17 protein-coding genes and 1 pseudogene are annotated in these 21800 nt (G+C 56.3%); 7 read left to right on the top strand and 11 right to left on the bottom strand.

The genetic code is table 11. The annotated features are described in order from the left end of the window. The first annotated feature begins 134 nt into the window (after nucleotides 1-134). The gene (locus AMR42_RS10100; RefSeq protein ID WP_099533328.1) at nucleotides 135-737 is read left to right on the top strand and encodes a superoxide dismutase; all 603 of its coding nucleotides are present in this window, start codon (nucleotides 135-137) and stop codon (nucleotides 735-737) included. 538 nt (nucleotides 738-1275) lie between these two features. On the opposite strand, the gene AMR42_RS10095 is transcribed toward AMR42_RS10100, so the two are convergent. The 3 genes from AMR42_RS10095 to AMR42_RS10085 all read right to left on the bottom strand — a co-directional run bounded on the left by AMR42_RS10095 (nucleotide 1276) and on the right by AMR42_RS10085 (nucleotide 4586). Then, complete coding sequence (locus tag AMR42_RS10095; protein WP_099533327.1) at nucleotides 1276-2874, bottom strand: matrixin family metalloprotease; 1599 nt, start codon at nucleotides 2872-2874, stop codon at nucleotides 1276-1278. A gap of 269 nt (nucleotides 2875-3143) precedes the next feature. After that, nucleotides 3144-3908 (bottom strand): pentapeptide repeat-containing protein, encoded by a 765-nt coding sequence (locus tag AMR42_RS21505; protein WP_143473018.1) that lies wholly within the window; start codon nucleotides 3906-3908, stop codon nucleotides 3144-3146. A gap of 9 nt (nucleotides 3909-3917) precedes the next feature. Further along, nucleotides 3918-4586, bottom strand: a complete 669-nt coding sequence (locus tag AMR42_RS10085) for a hypothetical protein (protein WP_099533414.1) — start codon at nucleotides 4584-4586, stop codon at nucleotides 3918-3920. Nucleotides 4587-4834: 248 nt separating this feature from the next. Here AMR42_RS10085 and AMR42_RS10080 point away from each other — a divergent pair. Further along, a pseudogene (locus AMR42_RS10080) lies at nucleotides 4835-5725 on the top strand (methylenetetrahydrofolate reductase); the annotation flags it as partial. 197 nt (nucleotides 5726-5922) lie between these two features. Next, on the top strand, nucleotides 5923-6471 hold the full coding sequence (gene rimM / locus AMR42_RS10075; protein WP_099533324.1) for a ribosome maturation factor RimM: 549 nt from the start codon (nucleotides 5923-5925) through the stop codon (nucleotides 6469-6471). Nucleotides 6472-6680: 209 nt separating this feature from the next. On the opposite strand, the gene AMR42_RS10070 is transcribed toward rimM, so the two are convergent. From AMR42_RS10070 to AMR42_RS10035, 8 genes are all read right to left on the bottom strand, one after another. After that, nucleotides 6681-8960, bottom strand: coding sequence for a PhnD/SsuA/transferrin family substrate-binding protein (locus AMR42_RS10070; RefSeq protein ID WP_099533323.1), 2280 nt, complete (start codon nucleotides 8958-8960; stop codon nucleotides 6681-6683). Further along, nucleotides 8941-9300, bottom strand: coding sequence for a rhodanese-like domain-containing protein (locus tag AMR42_RS10065; RefSeq protein WP_099533322.1), 360 nt, complete (start codon nucleotides 9298-9300; stop codon nucleotides 8941-8943). The genes AMR42_RS10070 and AMR42_RS10065 overlap by 20 nt, the downstream gene beginning before the upstream one ends. A gap of 172 nt (nucleotides 9301-9472) precedes the next feature. Beyond that, nucleotides 9473-10279, bottom strand: coding sequence for an ABC transporter permease (locus AMR42_RS10060; protein WP_234406938.1), 807 nt, complete (start codon nucleotides 10277-10279; stop codon nucleotides 9473-9475). Nucleotides 10280-10497: 218 nt separating this feature from the next. Further along, nucleotides 10498-11820, bottom strand: a complete 1323-nt coding sequence (locus tag AMR42_RS10055; RefSeq protein WP_099533320.1) for an ABC transporter substrate-binding protein — start codon at nucleotides 11818-11820, stop codon at nucleotides 10498-10500. After that, nucleotides 11817-12851, bottom strand: coding sequence for an ABC transporter ATP-binding protein (locus tag AMR42_RS10050; RefSeq protein WP_099533319.1), 1035 nt, complete (start codon nucleotides 12849-12851; stop codon nucleotides 11817-11819). Before AMR42_RS10050 ends, AMR42_RS10055 begins: the two co-directional genes overlap by 4 nt. Further along, nucleotides 12848-14086 (bottom strand): acyl-CoA dehydrogenase family protein, encoded by a 1239-nt coding sequence (locus AMR42_RS10045; protein ID WP_199858145.1) that lies wholly within the window; start codon nucleotides 14084-14086, stop codon nucleotides 12848-12850. The genes AMR42_RS10050 and AMR42_RS10045 overlap by 4 nt, the downstream gene beginning before the upstream one ends. Nucleotides 14087-14186: 100 nt before the next feature. After that, the gene (locus tag AMR42_RS10040; protein ID WP_099533318.1) at nucleotides 14187-14714 is read right to left on the bottom strand and encodes a DUF4242 domain-containing protein; all 528 of its coding nucleotides are present in this window, start codon (nucleotides 14712-14714) and stop codon (nucleotides 14187-14189) included. Between the two features lie 332 nt (nucleotides 14715-15046). Then, nucleotides 15047-15964 (bottom strand): sulfurtransferase, encoded by a 918-nt coding sequence (locus AMR42_RS10035; protein WP_190353975.1) that lies wholly within the window; start codon nucleotides 15962-15964, stop codon nucleotides 15047-15049. Nucleotides 15965-16173: 209 nt separating this feature from the next. On the opposite strand from AMR42_RS10035, the gene AMR42_RS10030 reads away from it, so the two are divergent. From AMR42_RS10030 to AMR42_RS10015, 4 genes are all read left to right on the top strand, one after another. After that, nucleotides 16174-16368 carry a hypothetical protein gene (locus AMR42_RS10030; RefSeq protein WP_099533316.1) on the top strand — a complete coding sequence of 65 codons (195 nt, stop codon included), beginning with the start codon at nucleotides 16174-16176 and terminating at the stop codon, nucleotides 16366-16368. Continuing rightward, nucleotides 16365-17510, top strand: a complete 1146-nt coding sequence (locus AMR42_RS10025) for a glycosyltransferase (RefSeq protein ID WP_199858144.1) — start codon at nucleotides 16365-16367, stop codon at nucleotides 17508-17510. The genes AMR42_RS10030 and AMR42_RS10025 overlap by 4 nt, the downstream gene beginning before the upstream one ends. A gap of 180 nt (nucleotides 17511-17690) precedes the next feature. Next, nucleotides 17691-19529, top strand: coding sequence for a DNA repair protein RecN (gene recN, locus AMR42_RS10020; protein WP_099533315.1), 1839 nt, complete (start codon nucleotides 17691-17693; stop codon nucleotides 19527-19529). 562 nt (nucleotides 19530-20091) lie between these two features. After that, a partial coding sequence (locus tag AMR42_RS10015; RefSeq protein WP_143473017.1) for a GAF domain-containing protein occupies nucleotides 20092-21800 on the top strand: 1709 nt, incomplete at its 3' end.

Raw genomic sequence — 21800 nt, 5'->3', positions numbered from 1 at the left:
TAGAGGGCGGCTGTTTTGCTCGCCAGAAGTTGTTTTAATCGGCTGGCCGGTGGCGTGCGATCGCCCCAGTCTGCCGCCAACAACCGTGCAATCGCCAAGAACCGAGAGAAGCACCAAGAGAAAGCACTGCAATCATGGCTTACCAACTTCCTGCCCTGCCCTACGATTACACGGCGCTGGAACCCTACATCAGCAAGAACACCCTGGAGTTCCACCACGACAAGCACCACGCCGCCTACGTCACCAACTACAACAAGGCCGTTGAAGGGACTGAGCTGGACGCACAGCCGATCGAAGACGTAATCAAAGCCATTGCTGGTGACGCATCCAAAGCTGGCATCTTCAACAACGCTGCCCAAGCCTGGAACCACAGCTTCTACTGGAACTGCATTAAGCCCAACGGCGGCGGCCAACCGGCCGGCGCACTGCTGGACAAAATTGTGGCTGACTTCGGCAGCTTTGATGAATTCGTGACCCAATTCAAAGCCGCTGGGGCTACCCAATTCGGTAGCGGTTGGGCTTGGTTGGTGCTCGATAACGGCACGCTCAAGGTGACCAAAACCGGCAACGCCGAAAACCCCATGACCGCCGGCCAAATTCCCCTCCTGACCATGGATGTTTGGGAACATGCTTACTATTTGGACTACCAAAATCGTCGTCCCGACTACATCAGCGATTTCGTAACCAAGCTGATCAACTGGGAGTTTGTGGCTGAAAACTTCGCCAAAGCTGCCTAGTGGTTGCCCTTTAACCTTTGGGTTTTTGAATTTTTCCGATGATTTAGCCCCCAATGGGTTCAATGCTTTTTTCCTTTGCCTGTTTGGTTACAGGTTTGGTAAAAAGTTGATCTGCTGAATCATCTAAATCGTCCCTGGCCGACCCAAGATAGTTTGGGTCGGCATTATTTTTGGTTTTCCCGAAGGTCAAATTTCAATCACCCTGAACAATCAATTCGGGTGAAAAATGACCTGAAAAAAAACGTCCCGCACCGCTCAGGCTTGGGACGCGTCGCTGAATTGTCGCATTTAACATAGCAGACGACGATCGCCCAAAGACGGATGCCAGTTGTTTGCAATCCTTAATTGGCAATTGTGGTCTTGTTATTTCGGCTGCCCTATGCCCGCAAAATAACCCTTTCAGCTGATCGAATCCGACCCGACATTAGGGGTTAAATTCCGGGCAAAATTTCAAAGCGGGCAGCTCCCGCGCCCGATCGACCCGCGATTGGCTCAGGCATCTGCGAACCTGCGAACCAATGATCCCGATCGATCGCGCTTAGGGAACCGGCGAGGCAATCAGGGCCGCCCCGATCGCCTCAGCCCCCACGCCGGGCACAAAGGCCAAGAAAGCATTGCTGCTGCCCGCAATACTCATCATGGTTCCAGCCTGACCGTTGAGCGTAAAGGGCGCATAGGCCACGGCCGAGGGAGAGAATCCATCCGTCAAACCGATGCGATCGACCCCTGGGGTGAAGTCCGTCAAAATATCCGTCACTTCCGGCGTGGGCGCAGGGGTGCTCGTCCGCAACACAAAGATATCGGCTCCATCGCCCCCGGTCAGTTGATCCCGTCCCCGATCGCCCGACAGGATGTCGTCACCAGGGCCACCAATCAACACATCAAACCCAAAACCACCCCGCAGCAGGTCATTGCCCGCCCCGCCATCAAGGGTATCTGGGCCAATCCGCCCGGAAATTTGGTCATTGCCCGCGCCCCCTTGCAAGACATTCGGCAAGGCATTGCCCAAAATTTCATCAGTACCAGCCGTGCCAACCACGTTTTCCAAATTGGCCCCAATCCCAACGACCCAGCCGTAGCCCATGTCTTGGTAGTCGGGGCCGGTCGGTTCGTTTTTGCCCTTGTAAATACGTGCGCCCAAGGCAGAACGCTCCGTCAAGCGGCCGTTATCGATCAGATCAAACAGGTAATCGCCTGCCGGGAGGGCCGATGCGTCCACCGTGTCATTGCCCCCACCATCCCAAATCGCTTGCACCGTGCGTAGATTACTGGAATCTAGGCGATAGGTGGTGTTTTCTGCCCGTGAACCGCGATTGGTGCCATACAAGAACTGCAACGCGGCAATATCCAACGCCATCAACGTTGAAGGATCCGCAAATCCCTTGTCCTGCTGAGCATCGCCGTTGTAGCTCATGACCGTGTTCACGATATTGTCGCGAGCCGAATCAAGAAACGGTTCTTCACCTGCGTTTTCTGCGGGTTGGCCAGGATCCTGGTTGGCGGTGGCGTTGTAGTTTCCGGGGTGCTTCAGGCCCAAGGCGTGACCAATTTCGTGGATCAGCGTCGAGTAGCCATAGCTGCCGGGGCCGGAGGTAAAGGCCGTGCTCGGGTCGCTGTTGTTTGCGGGCTGGAGGTGAACTGCGCCGCCCCGCTCGGAATTGCTGGGATAGTAGGCGTAAGCATTGCCCTCTGGCCCTGGTCCCTGGGAGTAAACGATCCGTACCTTGCTGTCTGCGGAGTCCGCCACTTCCACAAAATTCAGCGGCACAATTTCGCTGTAGTGGCGAAAGATTGCCCGCACGTTGTTTTTAACGGACTCTTCGACCTCTTGGATGTTGGTTTCATCCGAACCGGCGTTGTAAGTGCTAGCGGTGGCAGGGGAAATGAAGCTGTAGGTGATGGTGCCGCCGGGGCCCACGGGCCACTTGTCGGGAGCGCCTGAGTCAGTGGTGGCGATGATCGTATCCACCACGGGCGAACCGCTGCCGGCCGCTAGGGGGCGGGTGGGGGCTGAGCTGCCGTTGGTGCTGCCACCCCGGGCCGATCGACAGGCCCGACAACTGCAACGGGAAGATTCAGGAGCAGTGGGGAGAGAGGCGGGTGCGAGAACAGAGTCACTGAGAGAGAAAGTGGTCATAAAAATAATGAACGGTTTAACATCCCTTCAACCATTCATCCATTTATAGAAATCCTTTCTGTGAATGCCAAGGTAAAAAGGAAAGTGTTGCTATCCGTAAAGGAATGAATCCTAAATTGATGTTTTGTGGGGAGCTGTGATTAGTCCCTTTCCTTGAATTGGATCATTAGGGACGCAAGGTGATTGAGGCGATGATTGAGGCTCTCAGAATGCTTGCTCTGGAGTAAATTGACCCAAGAAGTTGGAGATTTTGTGGGAGCAAGATCAGGCTAGGGTTCTGGCCAAAGGGTGTCTAGGGTGATGCTGAGGCTCCAATCGGCATCGGTCAGCAAGGCTCCGCGTAGGTCGGCGCGACAGAGGTTCGCTCCGTGCAAATTGGCCCCTCGTAAGTCGGCTCCTTGCAGGTTGGCATCGCTGAGATTCGCCCAGGCAAAGTCTGCACCAACCAGGCTGGCTCCGGACAGGTCGGCTTCGGCCAGTTGGGCGGCGGCCCAGTGGGAGCGATCGCCCCGTAATTCTCGGGCCTGGAGGCCGTGGGCTTGCAGTTGCCCAAATTCGGCCCCCAAGACCAAGGCGCGATCGAGCAGGGCCCCTTGCAAAATTGCCCCTTGGGCACGGGTGAAGGCCCAGGTCGATCGCGCCAGTTGGCCGCGACTGAGGTTGGCTCCCCGCAGGTCAGCTTCGGCCAGGTTCACGCCGGCCCAACTCACATCCCGCAAGTCTGCGTGGCGCAGGTCGGCTTGGCGGAAGTTGGCCGCAATGGCTTGGCTGTGGCGCAACTGAATTCCGAAGCCCTGCATCCCGATCGCCCGTAAACCGAGACCTTGCAGATGGGAACCGTTGGCCCCTTGCAAGTCGGCGCGATCGAGAATTGCCTGCTGGAGTTGGGCCCCGGTCAAGTCCCACTGGGGCAAACGCCAACCGCTCAGATCTGCACCGCGCAAGTCGGCAGGCCGATCGCCCTGTTGTGCCCGCCAATCGGCCCACTGTCGGGGCGATCGGGCCAAATACATAAGATCCGCTGCGTCTGCCACGATCGATTGCTACTCCTTTCGGGTCAGGAGCACCGGGGTGCGGCCATCGTTGCCGTCATCCCGATCGCGTCCAGAAACATGGGCGATCGCATCCTCAACCGCTGCCACCGCCGCCAAAATATCTCGCTCTTCGCCACCGAGGTACATCCGCCCAAAGCTGCCCACCGCCGTGATGTGCAGAATATTGATCAACGCGGCCTTTTCCGCCTCGTTGGCGGCCAGGGCCGCATAGGCCGCCGGTTCCACCTCAAAAACATAGAGGGTCTGCCCCGCCAGCAGCATGTTGCCACGGCTGGTGCGGTTAATTAATTGCGCCTGGTGAGGATCAATATTGCGGATGATTTGGCTGGAGATGACGCGGGGCTTGAGGCGATCGCTCTCCCGCACTCCCAAAGCCTGCAAAATGGCCCGGCCCGCTGTCAGGGTTTCCCCTTGGCGGCTGGAGTGAATTTCTAACAGGCCATATAACCGTTCCACAAACTGCACGCCGGGCCGCACGGAGGTGGCCTTGAGGGCCACATCGGTGATGCGGTTGATTTCAATCCCGGGCGATACTTCAATCCAAAGGGAACTGTCCCCGGGGAGCGGCAAGAAGCCGATCGCCACTGTGCCAATGTAGGCCGCATGTTGGGGTTGCAGGCGATCGAGATAAACGTAGCTTCGGAGTTCGATACCCAAGGAGGAGGCTGGCTTCCGCAGCGGGGGCAATGGCCGGAATCTGTGGGCAATCCACGGGCTTCATTGTGCCAAGGGGCCGGCCCCAACACAAGGCCGATCGCCCAAGGTGGGGGAACAGCGGGCGATCGGGCCAGAAAATTAGACTAGCCTGCACAATCCCTCGCCAAAGGGAAGATTTTGGGGGGAAAACTTCCGGGTAGAATGTCGATCTATGCCTGCGCAACCCCTGTCTCTTGCGCCGTTAGTTAATGCCCGTGTTATCGCGTTTTCGTACTGCTGCCAGCGCTGGCACTTTTTTGGTGACTGCCGAGGTGATGCCACCGAAGGGCAGCGACACTAGCCACATGTTGGCCATGGCCGAGCAGTTGCAACCTTGGGTTCATGCGGTGAACATCACCGACGGCAGCCGGGCCGTGTTGCGGATGTCTTCGTTGGCGGCCGCGAGCTTGCTGTTGCAACGGGGCATTGAACCCGTGTGGCAGGTGGCCTGTCGCGATCGAAACCGAATTGCCCTCCAAGCGGATTTGATGGGGGCCCATGCCCTGGGGATTCAGAACGTATTGGCCCTCACGGGTGACCCGGTGAAGGCCGGTGACTTTCCCGAAGCCCGCAGCGTCTTTGACTGGGAAGCGGTGCGCCTGTTGGAAGCGGTGAAGCGGCTCAACCAAGGGCAAGATGCGACCGATCGCCCCTTGGAAAATAGCGGAACGGATCTCTTTGTTGGAGCGGCGGTGGATCCCCAATGCAAGAGTTGGTCGGGGGTGCAGCGGCGTTTTCAGCGCAAATTAGCTGCCGGGGCCCAGTTTTTCCAAAGTCAATTAATTTCTGACTTCGATCGCTTGGATCAGTTCATGACCCAGGTGGCTGCCGGTTGCGGAAAGCCAATTTTGGCGGGGATCTTTCTGCTGAAATCAGCGAAAAATGCGGAATTTATCAACCGCAATGTGCCTGGCGTAGAAATTCCTCAGCATTTGATCGATCGCCTGGCTCGGGCCCAAGATCCCTTACGCGAGGGCATGGCGATCGCCGCTGAACAGGTGGCCATGGCCCGCCAAATTTGTCAGGGAGTCCATATGATGGCGGTGCGCCGCGAGGACTTAATTCCCGAAATTTTGCAGATGGCTGGTTTGGAACCCGTGACCCCGCCCGCCCAGCCGATCGACAGCAATGGCCAGTCCAATGGTGATGCCCATAGTCATCCCAACAACCATTCAGGCAGCCCCTTAGGCAGCCAGTCAGGCAGCCAGACCACCGATCAGACCACCGATCAAACCACCGGCCAAGCCACCGCCAATAGTTCATCCCCTTCCTTGACCTCTACCTCCTTTTTGCATCCATGAGCACCCCTGATGATTGGCTTGAAGTGGGCAAAATTGTTGCCCCCCAAGGTCTGCGGGGGGAACTGCGGATCTATCCCGACTCCGATTTTCCAGAACGATTTATGGAGCCGGGCCAGCGCTGGTTGTTGCCGCCGGGGGCCAAGCTGGGGCGGGACGAACCCCAACCGGTGCGCCTGCTGAGCGGTCGATATCTGAATAAGCAAAACCTGTATGTGGTGCGGTTTGCGGAAGTGGTCGATCGCACCAGTGCCGAAAACCTCCGGGGAGCCAAGTTGCTAGTTTCGGCCCACAGCCGCCCTCCCTTGGAAGCGGGGGAATATCACCTGATGGACTTGATGGGCATGGAGGTGTTTGATCAGGTGCAACAGGTTGCGATCGGGCAAGTGGTGGGCCTGGCGACCGCTGCTCAGGATTTGTTGCAAGTGCAACTCACGGACTCGGAACAGGTGATTTTGATTCCCTTTGTGGATGAAATTGTCCCGATCGTTGATCTAACCACCAAGCGTCTGGAAATTGTGCCCCCCGCTGGTCTTTTGGATTTGTAATTCCAGCGGATAAATTCAACCCAAAATCTGCCCGAAATCTGCGGGCGATCGGCTGTTACAGTCTTTACCTAAAACAATTGGCACGCCATAGCACAGATGCTGTGAAGCAATGATTCGGTGGGCAATGCCCACCCTACGGGTAACTGTGCTTAGTCAGCGAGGTAAGGGCTGTATGTCGGTAGTTATTTCGGTTGTTATTCCGGCTTTGATTAAACAGCTTCTGCCAGTTCCGGCGCGGACAATTGAGAAGTAACCGCCCAACCCGCGCGTCGAGGCAGCCGGATTTCAAAACCCGTTCCTTGACCCGGTGCAGACTGGCAACTGAGCCGACCATGGTGTTGTTCCACCACAATTTGGTAGGCGATCGACAGGCCTAAACCAGTGCCCTGACCGATCGGCTTGGTGGTGAAAAAGGGGTCAAAAATGCGTGATCGCACCTCTGGGTTAATGCCCGTGCCGTTATCGGTAATTTTAACCACCACCTCATGGTCTTCCACGACCGTTTGAATGGTGATCTTGGGAACGAGTTTCGTGGAACTTTCCCCACCAGCAACACCATAGGCTAACGGCTGAAACTGGCTTTCCAGGGCATCGATCGCGTTGCTGAGTAAGTTCATAAAAACCTGGTTCACTTGCCCGGGATAGCATTCCACCAGCGGCAAATCACCATATTGGCGATCGATTTGAATCTCCAAGCCCTTCAACGAGGGTAAGAGTCGATGCTGCAAAATCAACAGCGTACTTTCCAAGCCCTCATGTAAATCCACCGCCTTCATTTCCGCTTCATCAACCCTTGAAAAATTACGCAGAGACAGTGCTAGCGATCGGATGCGATCGGTGCCGGTCTTCATCGAGGTAATCAGCTTGGGTAAGTCAGTCTGAATAAAATCCAGATCGAGTTGATCAAGAATTTCTTCTTGCAAGTGAGGCGATTCTTGGTGTGTTTTCAGCAGTTGAATGATCTTCACCAGCTCCGCAGCATATTCTTCGAGATAACGCATATTGCCATAGATAAAACTGACAGGATTATTCAATTCATGGGCAATTCCCGCTACTAATTGACCGAGGCTCGACATTTTTTCTGCCTGAATGAGTTGGAGTTGGGTTGATTGCAACTCTTGCAAGGTGGCTTGCAGGGTTTGTGCCTTTTCTTGTAAATGAACTTTGGATGTTCGGAGCTGGTCTTCCACCTGCTTGCGATTGGTAATGTCGGTGTGGGAACCGGCCATGCGGTAGGGTCGCCCTTGATAGTTCCGTTGCAAGGTTCCTCGGCACAACACCCAGCGATAGGAACCATCACGATGTCGCAGGCGATATTCCAACTCCCATTGGGTGCGATCGCTGGCAAAAAATTGGCTTAAGGCCTGAGTGAACCGATCACGATCGTCGGGATGCAAGCGATCAAACCATTGATCAACATGGGGCGGAATGTCTGCGGGTTGATAGCCCAACAAAGCCGCCCAGCGATCGGAAAATAGCGTCCGGCCCGTTTCTACCATCCAATCCCACAGACCATCGTGGGATCCCTTCACCGCCAGGGCAAAACTCGCTGTGGTGCGCCCAAAATCTCGATAGGGCGGCACTTGCAGCACCTGGAAACATTCATGCACTGACTGATAATTCAGGGGAATTGTCCAACCAGCGGCCCCAGCCGCTTGGGCTGCGGGCGCGTCAGTGGGCATCTGCAACAGCGCAATGGTCACCGCCTCCGAGATCGCCCGAGGAACCATGGGCAAAACAGCGAAGGGCCATTCCGGATAGAGCCGAGTGCTGAGGGCAAAGGGCAGCGCCGACGGCACAATCGCTGGAGGCGGCAGAATTTGAATCGTGTTTAAGTCCAGCGCCCCCGTTGCCGCGAGCTGTTCCAAAACATGGGTGCTGACGATCCCCACCTCTGCTTGACCCGATTGCACGGCGGCCACCACCCGATCGTGGCTCCCCAAAAACTCCAGCGCCGCAAAATCTCGATAGGGATCGATCGCCGCTTCGACCAATTCCCGCCACGCCATCCGCCAGCCCCCCAGGGAGGTTTCCGCCACCGCCGCCACCGATCGCCCCTTCAAATCTGACAACTGAGTCATGGGCAGGCGATCGCGCCGACTAAAAATTGCGCCGCCAAATTCTGTTGCCGGTTTTCCCAATTGCAGTGTTTTCAAAGTGGCAATTCGGTTCAGACCAAATTGTGTTTCAAACTCCACATACAGCCCCGGATTAACAATGGCAAACTGTACGGCTTGGCTGGCAATAGCTTGATGGATATCATCAAAGCTCAGGGGAACCATTGTAAATTGACGATCAGAAACAACGGCCGATAAATAATCAGCCGTTGGTTGCCACATGGACTCAGCAATCTTTAATCCTCGGTTGGCTAACACTCCAATTTTGAGTGCAGTGCCAAATTCAGATCCTTCACCATCCCATTCAGGATTTTGGTGACTTGCCTCTCCAAAATTAAATGACTTTGCAGAACTAAATTGAATCGCTTTCATTCTTCACGACGGTTGGATAACCCGCTGCTTTCCAAGCTAAAATTCCTCCCTTCAGATGCACCAACGGTAGATTGCGATCGCGCAAGAGTCGCTGACCTCCTTCAGCCGATCGTCTGCCGCTGCGGCAATATAACACCACTGTTTCTGATTCAGCACTCCAAGCTATCCCATTTAGTTGACTCAAGGGTTGTAAAACAGCACCAGCAATATGCTCTGCCTCAAATTCTTGAACTTCTCTCACATCAATTAAGGTAATTTTTTGAGTTTTCAACCATTGGTTGAGTGTCTCAGGTGTGATTTCTGAAACTGTTTGTTCCGAGATGATCTCTTGAATACTCATGATGTTTAGAATTGAAGATTGAGACTTGAGACTGGAGACTTGAGGTTTATTGCAATCGTTCGAGATCTTTCTAAAATGGGCTATTCAGAACGCCTAGAAAAATCAACCTAAACATCACAATGCTATTTGTGTTTTCACTGGCTGTGGTTTGACTGAATGCAATCAACAGAAACTAGGAATAATGGGTGAGGCGATTGAGCGATCGCAACCCGGTATCCAGCCCATAGCCGATCGCGCCGATGGTCAAAATCGCAGCCATCAATTCGCTATAGGCCAGGCGATCGCGCGTATCCAAAATGAAGTAGCCCAAGCCCGAGCTAACCCCTAACATTTCGGCGGGCACTAACACGATCCAAATCACGCCGACTGCCAGGCGCAGCCCTACGAAAAGGTGCGGCCCGATCGCGGGCAAAATGACCCGACCAATCACCTCCCAACGGGTTGCACAAAGGCTGCGGGCTAACAGCAACCATCGCCGATCGACGCTATGCACTCCCGCCGCCGCATTCAGCAACACGGGCCAAACCGCCGCCACGGTGAGCAGAAAGTACACGGGCGCATCTCCAATCCCAAAGGCCATCACAGCCAGTGGCATCCAAGACAGGGGCGACACCATCCGCACAAACTGAAACAGAACAGACGTGCCCTGCTCCAGGGGCCGCCACAGCCCCAGGGCAATGCCAACGGGAATCCCAATCAGGGCGGCAGCGGCTAAGCCAACCACGACCCGCCGCAAACTCGCGCCAATGTGGGGTTCCAAAGTGCCGTCACCCAGCAGCTTCAGGACGGTGGTGAGCGATTTTTCTGGTGAAAAGTCCCCCACGATCGCGCCGGGATGCAACAGCGGGGACGTGAGCACCCACCACAGCAACAGCCCCAGCAGCAGGCCAAGCAAGGGGCTACTCACGATCCCCAACACTCCGCGAAGTTGTCGAGCAACGCCCGATCGCCCTGCTTTTTGCCACATTCCAACCGCCATGGCTGCCCAATCCCTCCAATGCCTAATGCTTGTCTTGACGATGCTGGCTGAATGAGTGGGGCCAATGAGTGGAATCGCTGGCCACCCTTCCCCGAAATCGGCGTGAATCTAGATCGGCATGACTCGGCATGACTGTGATCTGTCGATCGGGAACTGACCCGGTGAAATTGACGTGGAATTGATGCTGAAGCGAGCTGGATCGGGTGATGCCCAAGGCTTCAGAGCGCGATCGTTTCCTTGCGGGTCAGGTTTTCGGGTAACCGGAAGGCAGCGGGGCCGCCCACCGCAGCCAGGGCCGCCTTCACCAAGGAGTCATCCACCAAGTCTTGGGCCACCCACTCGGGGTCAAGATCCTGTAAAAACTGGGTTTCTCCTTCCACTTGGGTTTCCTTGAGCAAGCGCACCAACTCAGCGGTGTAGGACGGAAAAGGATAGGGTTGAAAATCAATTCGATCGATCTGCCAATCGGGATGGGCGATCGCCCCTTGGGCTTGATAAACGGCTGGGTCGTAGGCCGTTAGGGCCCGAATCAGGGCCGCTTTCGGATGAGGCGTATATTTGCCCCCCTCCTTCGACAAAATTTCAGCCACACCTGCGCGGTTTTCGCCGCTCCAATGCTGGGCCTTGACGATCGCCTGCACCACCCGCTGCGCCCAATCGGGATGCTGGGTGAGGTCGTCTTCATGCATCAGCACCACACAGCAGGCGTGATCCTTCCACACATCGCCGGTAAAGCGCAGAATTTTTCCTGTTTTGAGGTTTTCTGCCGCCGCGTTGAAAGGTTCCGCCACGATGTAGCCCGCGATCGCTTGGTTGGCGAGGGCCGAAACCATATCCGGTGGCGGCAGCACGATTAAATTCACCTCGTTGGCGGCCACCTTGGCCTCTTTGGGCCGCCGCACCACCTTCAATCCTGCTTTCTTCAGCAGTTGCTGGAGCACCACGTTGTGGATTGAATACCAAAAGGGCACAGCCACCTTGCGACCGCCCAGGTCTTCCAGGCGATTAATTTCCGGCAAGACGGTCAGGGCTGAACCATTGGTGTGATTCCAGGCCACAATCTTGGCCGGAAACTTGCGGCCATAGCGCAACCACAAGGTGGCGGGCATCAGGATATGGATGACATTCACCTGTCTGGCCAAAAACGCTTCGACCACCTGCGGCCAAGAACGAAAGAGGGTTGGTTTTTCGGCCGTTAGTCCCTCCGCTTGGTATAGCTCGCGGGCATGGGCCACCAACAGGGGAGCCGCATCGGTGATCGGCAGGTAGCCAATTTTGACCGGGGGTTGGGCCGTGGGTGTCGCCGGGGCTGAAGCAGCGGGGCTAGATTGAGCGGGGCCTTGGGTTGGCTGGCAGCCCCCGACGGCCAGGGTTGCCCCCAGGGAGGCTGAGAATAGTCCTGTGAGTTGCAGGAAATCTCGCCGACTGAGGCCGCAGCAGTCGCAACCCAGGCCGGCAGTGGGGCCGCTGGCAAAGGGGGGCGCAATCCAATGGGGGGTGGCACGGCTCGATCGAGCGCGGGCTTGGCGATCGCTGGTCATGGTTGGACACCTCCCGCGATCGAGGGCAGAACAACGGGGTCAATCACGGTCAACAACTCCTCTAAAATTTCGCGACGCAGGGCCCCTTGGGCGGCGGGGTCTCGCAGGGCGCGATCGTTCGGATCTGTGGGGGGCGATCGCAAAATCCACTGGCGACGAATCCGCCCGGGATTGCGATCCATCAACACCACCCGATCGCCCAGGGCCAAAGCCTCATCAATGTCGTGGGTGACCATGAGCACGGCCGCTGGGTAGCGGGCGATCGCCTGAAGCAGCAACGCTTGCATCGATCGGCGCGTAATCGCATCCAGGGCACTGAACGGTTCATCCAACAGCAGCAGTTCCGGTTGCCGTACCAGGGCCCGTGCCAGGGCCACCCGCTGCGCCATCCCGCCCGAGAGTTGGTGAGGATAGGCCCGTTCCACGCCCCCTAAGCCAACGCTGGCCAAGGCTTCGGCCGCACGCGATCGGGCAACTGCTTTGGCAATGGTGGGCATTCGCCGCAACTTCAATCCCCAGGTGATGTTTTGGGTCACCGTTAACCAGGGCAGCAAGGCCGGCCCCTGAAACACCATCCCCACCGAGGGTTGTGGCTCTTGGATAGGTTGACCCTTCAGCCGCACTTCTCCGGCTGTGGCCCGTTGCAAACCGGCGATGGCCAACAGCAAAGAAGACTTGCCGCAACCGCTGGGGCCCAGCAGGCAAACCAACTCCCGAGGGTGAAGGTCGAGGTTAATTTGCGCGAAGGCCAAGACCCGATCGCGTCCTGCGGAGTAGTGATGGGTTAGCCCCCGCACGGTCAGTAATGGGCGATCCGTTCGATCTGTTTGATCCGTTTCCCGATCGGCCGCAGCGTTCCCGACACCGGGTTGAGGGGCGACTGATGGGGGCGATCGAAGAGTTGAGGTTTTGAGGTGATCGGGCGGCTTTGGGGTAGGGATGTCTGAGACCGTGGATGAGCGATCGGGTAACTCCCCGGACTCCCACAGATCCGGCGATCGGCCCACGGTCACCGGCAGCAACTCACTCATCGCCTGACCTCCGATCGGGAGGGCGATCGACTCGCGGCGGTTTTGGCGATCGACGGTGGAATGGCCCCCGTAGCCAGACCGGGGGCCGTGGTCAGGGCTGTGCGGGAGGGGTTGTGGATCGCGGGGCTAATGGTTGACTCGATTTCCGGGTCGCTCACGATGGCGGGCGTGACGCGGGCCAACTCCGTTTCCAGTTGCACCAAGCTGGGGGTGAGCACCGGTAAAAACGCTACTTCCCGCCAGCGCCGGGCCGTTGCATGGTCGTTGAGATAGGCCCCGCCCCCCTGTGCTTCCAACTCCAGCGTGATGGCATCCACGGCCAGGCGGGTTAAGGCAATGCGGACTTCAAACAGATGCCGCGTTTCAGCAAAGGAAAACTCGGAGAGCGCCGCCAATTGCCGCAGTTGCGTGGCCAGCTCGTCGTAGCGGTGATCAAGCTGCTGCAAGGCTCCCCGCAATACCTGCGATCGGGTTTGGAGCGTGTTGCGAATGGCCCGCCGAGCCGATCGAGCCTTGCCCAAACTCAAACCGCACTGCAACAGCAAGAATGCCGGCCGAATGGTTGGCAGAAACTGCCTTGCTCGATCGCTCAAAACCCAAGTGCGATCGACCTCCACCCCTTCCAGGGTTAAGGCCGCCGTGTTGGAACCACGCAGCCCCAACAAATCCAAATCCGCACTACGCGACAGGCCCGGGGTATTCGCCGGAATCACCGCCACGATCGCCTCCCCCTCAGGGGTTTCCGCCGCCACCGCCACCAAAAACTCACCCGGCACTAAATTAGAAGCCCAGGGCAAATGGCCATCCAAGCGTAACCGTTGCCCCTGCCAACGGGCTTGTACCCGCAAGGCCTCAATGCCTGCCAAGTGCTTCATGGCGTTCGATAAACCCGTCGCGCCGAAGCGATCGGCCCGTACCACCTGGGGCAGGAGGGTTTGGCGCAACTTGTCGTTATCACTGGCCACCAAATATTCCGCAAAGGCTCGCTGGCACCAAAACACAAAGGCGCTGGTTAAGCAGTCCTCCGCCGTTTGGGCGATCGCCTCGATGGCATCCAAGCGCGTGCCCCCCGTCCCGCCTTGGCGCTCAGGAATGCCCAGCCCAAGCCAACCAACCGATGCCAACAACCGCAACGAGTTCCGACTGTCTCGGTAACCCTCGCCATCATTCACTGCTTGGGCTTGCTCTGCCAGCAAAGCCCGAATCGCCTGTGGATCGACAACACCAGTTTTCACATCTATTGCCTACAGAATGATTGCCTACAAAATTACCGACCTAAATCGACCCTAAATTGGTCATTTTTCTGGGCATTAACCTGAGTCTTAAACCTGAGTCTTAGTCCAGCGTTTCCAGACTGGTGAGCCGATCGATGGGCGCACCCACCACCTCGCGGGCTTGCTTCACCGTTGCCTCATCGGGACTGTCATAAAAACAGAGACACTTACTCAAGTCTTCGCAAACATAGGTTCGCTCAAAGGAAACTGCCGGTACTTGAGCATAAAGAGGGGATTTTTCAGCCTTGCGTTGCAAATACTTTTCCATCGTTAGCCCCGCTGGCAAATCCCATTCCACCAGGTAATTAGCTTTGTCCTTCTGGTTTTTAACGGCAGCTAAGTCTTGCCCCACCAAGCGCACAGGTTTAACCAGCTCGATCGTCAGGCTACTATTCAAAAAAGCCGCACGCACTGATACTTCATCCTGGGCATCAAGGATGGCAAAAAGCCGAAAAAGATCCTTGCCAATTTGGGCCTCAATCAATTCCGAATCGGTTGCGAGGGCCGCTTTTGATACTTGATCCAAAGCGGTACGAATTTCATCCCCATGCCGGTTCAATATGGATGCTTCAACCAAAAATAGTGTCATTTTTATCTCTCCTGGTTCTTCGGTTTTGGGCAATGATTGGCAGAAAATTCAGGCTAGTCCATTCATACAGCCTTTACCGAGAACGATTGGTGCGTCAAACCGCAGGTGCTATGAAGCGGTTAGGAGGTGGGCATTGCCCACCCTACAGGTTTGAGCTAGGTACAGGCTGTAATTTTGAATCAAGTGAATTTTGAATCAAAGGGATTGGTCAATCAGTACCGGATCAATACCAGATCAATGCTGATCAACGGGTTAAAGATTGACCAATTTTGACAACCGACCCCAAGAATCAAAATCCTGGCCTGAATTTTCAGTCAGCTTTGGGTCAATGCCTAGGCGCGATCGGGGCCAGTTTCCACCGGTAAATCAGTGGTGCTGTACTCAGTCCAAGACCCTTCATAAATGCGCACATTGGGATAGCCCAAAAGATGCTTCAGCACCACATATTGCAAAGTGGCTTCCCGTCCAGTGCTGCAAGAAACAATGATTTGTTTGTCGGGGGTGATGTTACGGCTGGCCAGAATCTGCCGAATTTCATCCAAGGACTTCAGCTTGTGGGGATTTTTGAGCGCTTCTTGGGAATTGTTGGCTTCGGTAAAGGTTGGCCAAGGAATATTTCTCGCACCGGGAATGTGACCGTTTCGCACCCAAAGGGGCTTTTCACCGCTGAATAATTCCGGAGGGCGAGGGTCAATAAAAACCACATTGGGCTGGCCAATTAATTTCCGCACATCGGCCAGGGTGACGCGAACGGAGGGATCGTCTTTGAGTTGGAATGTTTGCCGATCGTACCGGGGATATTCCTTTGTGACGGTTTGGCCCGAGGTCTGATAACCGGCAAAGCCACCATCCACGATCGCAATGTCTTTGACTCCCGATCGCTCCAACAGGTAGGCCACCATGGTTGCGCCTAACACGTCATTGCCGTTGGAATAAACGGCGACCTTTTGGCGATTGTTAACCCCAGCTTTGCCAAAGAGCGATGCGATTTTTTCGTTGTCCCAATATTGCACCGGCAAAAAGCCATCGGGGCCGCGAAAGGCTAAATCTGCAATATGCACAGCGCCGGGAACATGGCCCCCGATGTAGTCCAGGGGCGAGTTGCGCACATCCAAAACGCGCAAGTTGGTATCACTCAAATGTTGGCTGAGCCACTGGGGTGACACAAATTCAATTTTTGCCTTGGGAGCGTTGGCGACGGCGGGTAAGGCCCAAGTGGGCAACAGCACCACAAGGGCGATCGCCAACATGCCCCACAGCCAGGTTGTGAAGTGCCAACGCCGGAACGCTCGTTTTGTCCAACGATCGCTGCCATTGATCCTGCCCATTTGTCGAAACCCTCATTTGCCCTTGAACTGCTTGGATCTATAAAGATCGGTTTTCCGATCGGATTACCGTTTAATGCAGTGCATGGTATCACTCCTGTTCCAAAAAGTCCACTTTCCCGATCGGGTTACCGATGATTATCAAGAAACGATCGGGGCAAGCGCTCCTGGGGGGAATTGTCCGGTTGGCTGAATCCTTGGCGGGCAAAGAGGGGAAAGTTAGGCTAGGCGATAATGGCCCCAGCCGATCGCCCTGTGGATTGGCTCCCGACCTGGGCCCGATGGCTGGCCAGGTCGATCGCTCGTCGCTCATTGGTTTTTCATCGTGACCTCAGAACAACACCCCCGTCCCCAAACCCCAACGACGATCGCGGTTTTTTATCCGTTTTTTGCGGGTGGGGGAGCGGAAGCCGTGACCCTGTGGATGTTGAATGCGTTGCAGGCGGACTATGACCTGACGTTATTTACACTGACCCCGATCGACCTCAATCGGTTAAACCAGCTCTATGGAACCCAACTTTCTGATCGGGTCAAGGTGCGCTATTGCATCCCGGCTCCCTTCAAGAATCTGGTGGAATTTCTAATCGCCAATAGTCAATTTTTTCGCAAGTTTTTTTGCCACTTTTGCATCCGATTTTTCAAGAAATTTAGTCGGCAATATAACTTGGCAGTTTCTGGCTATAACGCGATTGATTTGGGTTGTGATGGGGTGCAATATGTCCATTGGGTGGGTGTCTTAGAAAATCGAAATTTCTATTGGGTTTCGCAGTTTTCGGAAGCCAGAATGCGGCGCAATTGGTCGATCGCCAATTCACGAATGGTGGCTACGGTGACCCAGGAGCGTTACGGTGGCCAACCGCTGGTGGTTTATCCGCCCGTGGCTGTGGATGCGCCGACGGTGGCTTGGCCCGATCGCGAAGAAGCTTTTATCTGTAGTGGGCGCTTGACCAAAGCCAAGGAACCGCATCGGGTGCTGGAAATTTTGAAGCGGGTGCGCGATCAGGGTTTTCCGATCAAGCTCTATTTCACGGGCGGCGGTGGCGGGGTTTATGGTCAAAAATATCGGCAGTTTTTACAACAAAAAATTGATGAAAATGCTGATTGGGTGACCCTTTACGAAAACTTGAGCTATGCCGATTATGTGAATGTGCTGTCCCGTTGTCGCTATGGACTCCACTGGAAAAAGGAACCCTTTGGCATCTCGATCGCGGAAATGGTGAAGGTGGGAACTATTCCCTTTGTGCGCGATCGGGGAGGTGGTCAGGTGGAAATTGTTGGAGAACAGAACAAGGAATTGATGTTCGCCAATGACGAGGAAGCGGTGGCTAGAATTGTGGCGCTGCTGTCCTCTTCGGAGCTGCAAAATCGAATGCGATCGGCCCTTGAAAAACAGGCTCAACTGTTTTCAACGGAGCAGTTTTCCCAGGATATTCGGCAAGCCATTGAAACCTATTTGAAGCGGCGCTCTTGATCGATATTTGATCGATTTTGATCGATACCTGAAAGGGTGTCTGAAAAGTCGCGATCGCCTGGGCCGGCTGAATCAACATAGGTTGCCGAAAGCCTTGACCAGTTGCCAAGCCTTTCGACCTGGTAGGCGACACGCCTTAAGCTAGGAGAGCGCTAGGCGAGTGGGGTTAATCAACGGTCCATGCTGCTGTCATTGCGGATTGAAAACTTTGCGCTGGTGGATGCGCTGGAAGTGACCCTTGGGCCCGGGCTGAATGTGCTGACGGGAGAAACGGGCGCGGGCAAGTCGATTATTCTCGACGCGATCGAGGCGGTGTTGGGCGGGCGCATCACGGCCCGATCGATCCGCACCGGCTGCGATCGGGCAGAAATTGAGGCGACCTTTGCCATTGATCGATCGCTGCGGGCCTGGCTGGAAGCGAGGCAATGGGACATGACGGGCGATCGGCTGGTTTGCAGCGTGGAAATTGTCAGCAGTCCCGGCAATGGCGACGGGGGCAAAGGCGGCCGCAGCACGGTGCGCAGCCGGTTTCGCTGCAACGGGCAACCCATCCCAAAAACCCGCATGGCCATCCTGCGTGATCGACTGGTGACCATTGCCGCCCAAGGACAAACGGTGCAATTGCTGCAAGCAGAATCCCAGCGGGATTGGCTGGATGAGTTTGGCGGCGCACCGATTTTGAAGCAGCGATCGGCCGTGGCCAAGGCCTATGACCGGGCCCAGGAATTGTGGTTGCAACTGAGCAGCCGCCGACAACAGGAAGCCCAGCGACAACAACAACTCGATCTCTATCAATTCCAGTTGCAGGAGCTGATGGCGGCGGCCCTCACGGAAGCGCAGGAACTGGCTGACCTGGAGCAGGAGCGCGATCGCCTGACCCATGTGGTGGATTTGCAACAGCAGAGCTACCAGGCCTATGAGTTGCTCTATGCCGGGGCCGACGATGCGGCTTCCTGTGCGGAACTGTTGGGCAAAGCGGAAGCCCTATTGGAGCGATCGGCCCGGTTCGATCGACAGGTGGAAGCCATTTTGGAGATGGTGACCAGCGCCCTCACCCAAGTCACGGAGGCGGGGCTGCAAATCAACGCCTACGGAGCCAGCCTGGAAAGCGATCCCGATCGGCTGGAGTGGGTGGAGGGGCGAATCATGCAACTCAAGGCCCTTTGCCGGAAATATAACCTCGACCTGGGTGCGCTGATTGCGCGGCGCGATGAGCTGGAACAGTGGGTGGCGGAGTTGACGGACGGGGGGCAATCCCTGGAGGCCTTGGAGCACCAATACCAAGCGGCCTATCAAGCCCTCGAAGCCGAGTGCGATCGCCTGCATCAACTGCGTCGCCGGGCCGCGCGGGATTTGGAAACGCAACTGGTGGCGGAATTAGTCCCCCTGGCCATGGAGCGGGTGCAGTTTGCTGTGGAGTTTGGGCGGGTTCCCCCTTCGTCGGCCGGGTTCGATCGAATTACCTACACCTTCAGCCCTAACCCCGGAGAACCCTTGCAACCCTTGAGCGAAACGGCTTCCGGTGGGGAAATGAGCCGCTTTTTGCTGGCGTTTGAAGCCTGTTTTTCCCAGGTGAGCCAGGTACAAACGGCGATTTTTGATGAAATTGATGCGGGGGTTTCCGGGCGGGTGGCCCAGGCGATCGCCCAAAAGCTCCATCACCTCAGCCAAGATCACCAAGTTCTGTGCGTGACGCACCAGCCGATTGTGGCGGCCATGGCTGATCACCACTTCCGCGTGGCCAAAGTGACGATCAGCACCCCCCTGGCCGAATCGATCACTGACCAAAATGATGCAGAAGGAATCCGAACCGTGGTGCGCCTCAGCGCTTTGGGATCAGAACATCGCCGGTTGGAGCTGGCCCAACTGGCCGGGGGCCTCGACGGCCCAGCGGGTTCCACGGAAACCCTGGCGGCGGCCAATGCCTTTGCCGATTCCCTGCTCGATCGAGCCGCCCGGTTGCGCCAGGGCGATCGACCCCCACGGGCCCCGCGCCGCCTCCCTCGAAAAACGTCGTAAAATCAACGACAATCTCGACTCCTGAATCCCTCTATGGTCAGAGTAGCGATCAACCCGTCATCCCAAAATGGCTTTTCAACGCTGGATCGCCCATTCTGGATCGCCCGTTTTGTTTGATCGCCTCTTGGACTCCCACAACCACGGCTTCATTCATGGCCCCGGGCCTAAGCCACCGAAGTTGCCCCCTGAGGAAAATAGAATAAACAGACTACACTAGGGCGTAAAAACAATGCTTCGGATTGCATCCCTGAAGCGATCGCCCTAGATCCGTGGACTCAGAAACGCCACGATCCACGCCAATTCTCAGGTTCGGGCAATGGTCTTCAAAACCAATTGCGAACCGGTTAATCACTGGTGACTCATCCAGTAGGGCGATCGATCATCAGCCGCTCCCGACAGTTGTTTCAGTTCCGTGATTGTTTGAGGTTTCTTCGCACCCATAATCTCCACCCACCGCTGACCCATTTCCCCGCGCACCCTATTTGCACCCCATTCAAGTTACTTCCCTGCTGATTCTGCTTCGATCGCACCTTGACCCGCAGCGATAATCTCCCGAGCATCTATGGCCCCCTCGTCGCCTAAGCAACCGATCGCCCAAGCCACCATTCTCGAAGCCACCGTCGTGGATGTCGTCGCCACGGACTCCCGCGCTACCGAGGTTGTGACGGATAACACCGCTGCCACCCACGAGGCCAGCCGGCCCCCAGCCAATCCGCGCCCCTCCAGCAGCGGCGGCGGTGGGTTAGTGGTCTCGCGCCAAGGCGGGTTTAAGGCGTTCCTCGCACCCCTGAAGCGCGACACCTTTAAACAGGTGGTCACCGACGTGGAGGACAAGCTCCGGGTCGTGAACCAAACCCTCTCCATGTTGGACGTGCTCAACGACAACCAAGGGGGGTTTGAAACGGTTCTGGAGGAAATGCTCGAATCGATCAGCCTGAAAACCGGGGAACTGCTCAACGCCGATCGCACCACCATCTACCTGTTAGACGAAGAGCGGGGGGAACTGTGGTCGAAGGTGGCCAAGGGCGCACCCGAAATTCGGATTCCTTCCACCGTCGGGATTGCCGGAGAAGTGGCCACCTCCCGCAAAGTCATCAACATTCCCTACGACTTCTACAACGATCCCCGATCGGCCGCCGCCAAAAAGTTTGATCAGCAAAACCATTACCGCACCTACACCATGCTGGTAATGCCCCTGCTCAACGAGTTTGAAGAACTCGTGGCCGTGGTGCAACTGATCAACAAACTGAAGCCCGGCGTGGATCCGAGCACGGGACTGGCGGACAAAATCGATCTCGAAGGCTTCACCGGCCACGATGAGCAGGTGTTTCGGGAGTTTGCTCCCTCCATCCGTCTAATTTTGGAGTCGTCGCGGGCGTTCTACGCGGCCATCAAACGTCAGCGGGCGGCCAATGCGCTGATGAAGGCCACGGAAGGCCTGAGCAAGAGCAGCTTGGACTTGGAAGAAACCCTGGCCAATGTGATGGATCAGGCCAAGGAACTGATGCAGGCCGATCGCAGCACCCTTTGGCTCTACGACGAAAATAAAAATCAGCTCTGGACCAAAATTCCGATCAACGGTCGGCCTACGGAAATTCGGATTGATGCGGCCAGCACGGCCTTCGCCGCCCAAGTGGCCCAGTCTGGTCAGCCCCTGCGGATTGACTTTGACCTGTACGATCGCCCCGATTCCGAAACCTCCAAACAAACCGACCAGCGCAGCGGCTACCGCACTTGCAGCATGTTGTGTATGCCGGTGTTCAATGCCGATCGGCACTTGATCGGCGTGACCCAGCTCATTAACAAAAAGCGCCAAGGCGAATTTCCCGCCTACGATCCCGCCGATTGGCCCGCTGCCCCCGAATGCTGGAAAGCCAGCTTTGACAGCAGCGACCAAGAATTCATGGAAGCCTTCAACATCCAAGCGGGGGTGGCGCTGCAAAATGCCAAATTGTTTGCGGAAATTAAACAGCAGGAGCAAATGCAGAAGGACATTCTGCGATCGCTCTCCGATGGGGTGATTTCCACCGACAAAAACGGCAAAATCCTGGCCGCCAACGACAGCGCCAAAAAGCTGCTGGGTCTGGAGTCCGATGACGAACTGGAAGGGCTTTCGGTCACGGATGTGGTGCGCCTGAAGGCCAAGGCCGATCGGGAAGGGGGCGACAAGTTTAACCAGTGGGTGCAAGCGGCCCTTTCCGCCAGCGAGGAAAAAGCCCGCCGGCAATATTACCCCGACCAAACCTTGATGCCTTCGACCCTGATCGAAGT

This window comes from Limnothrix sp. PR1529 (assembly GCF_002742025.1).
Taxonomy (GTDB): Bacteria; Cyanobacteriota; Cyanobacteriia; order CACIAM-69d; family CACIAM-69d; genus CACIAM-69d.
The sequence above is the reverse complement of the archived record's forward strand: the minus strand, read 5'-3'. Positions and strand labels throughout refer to the sequence as shown.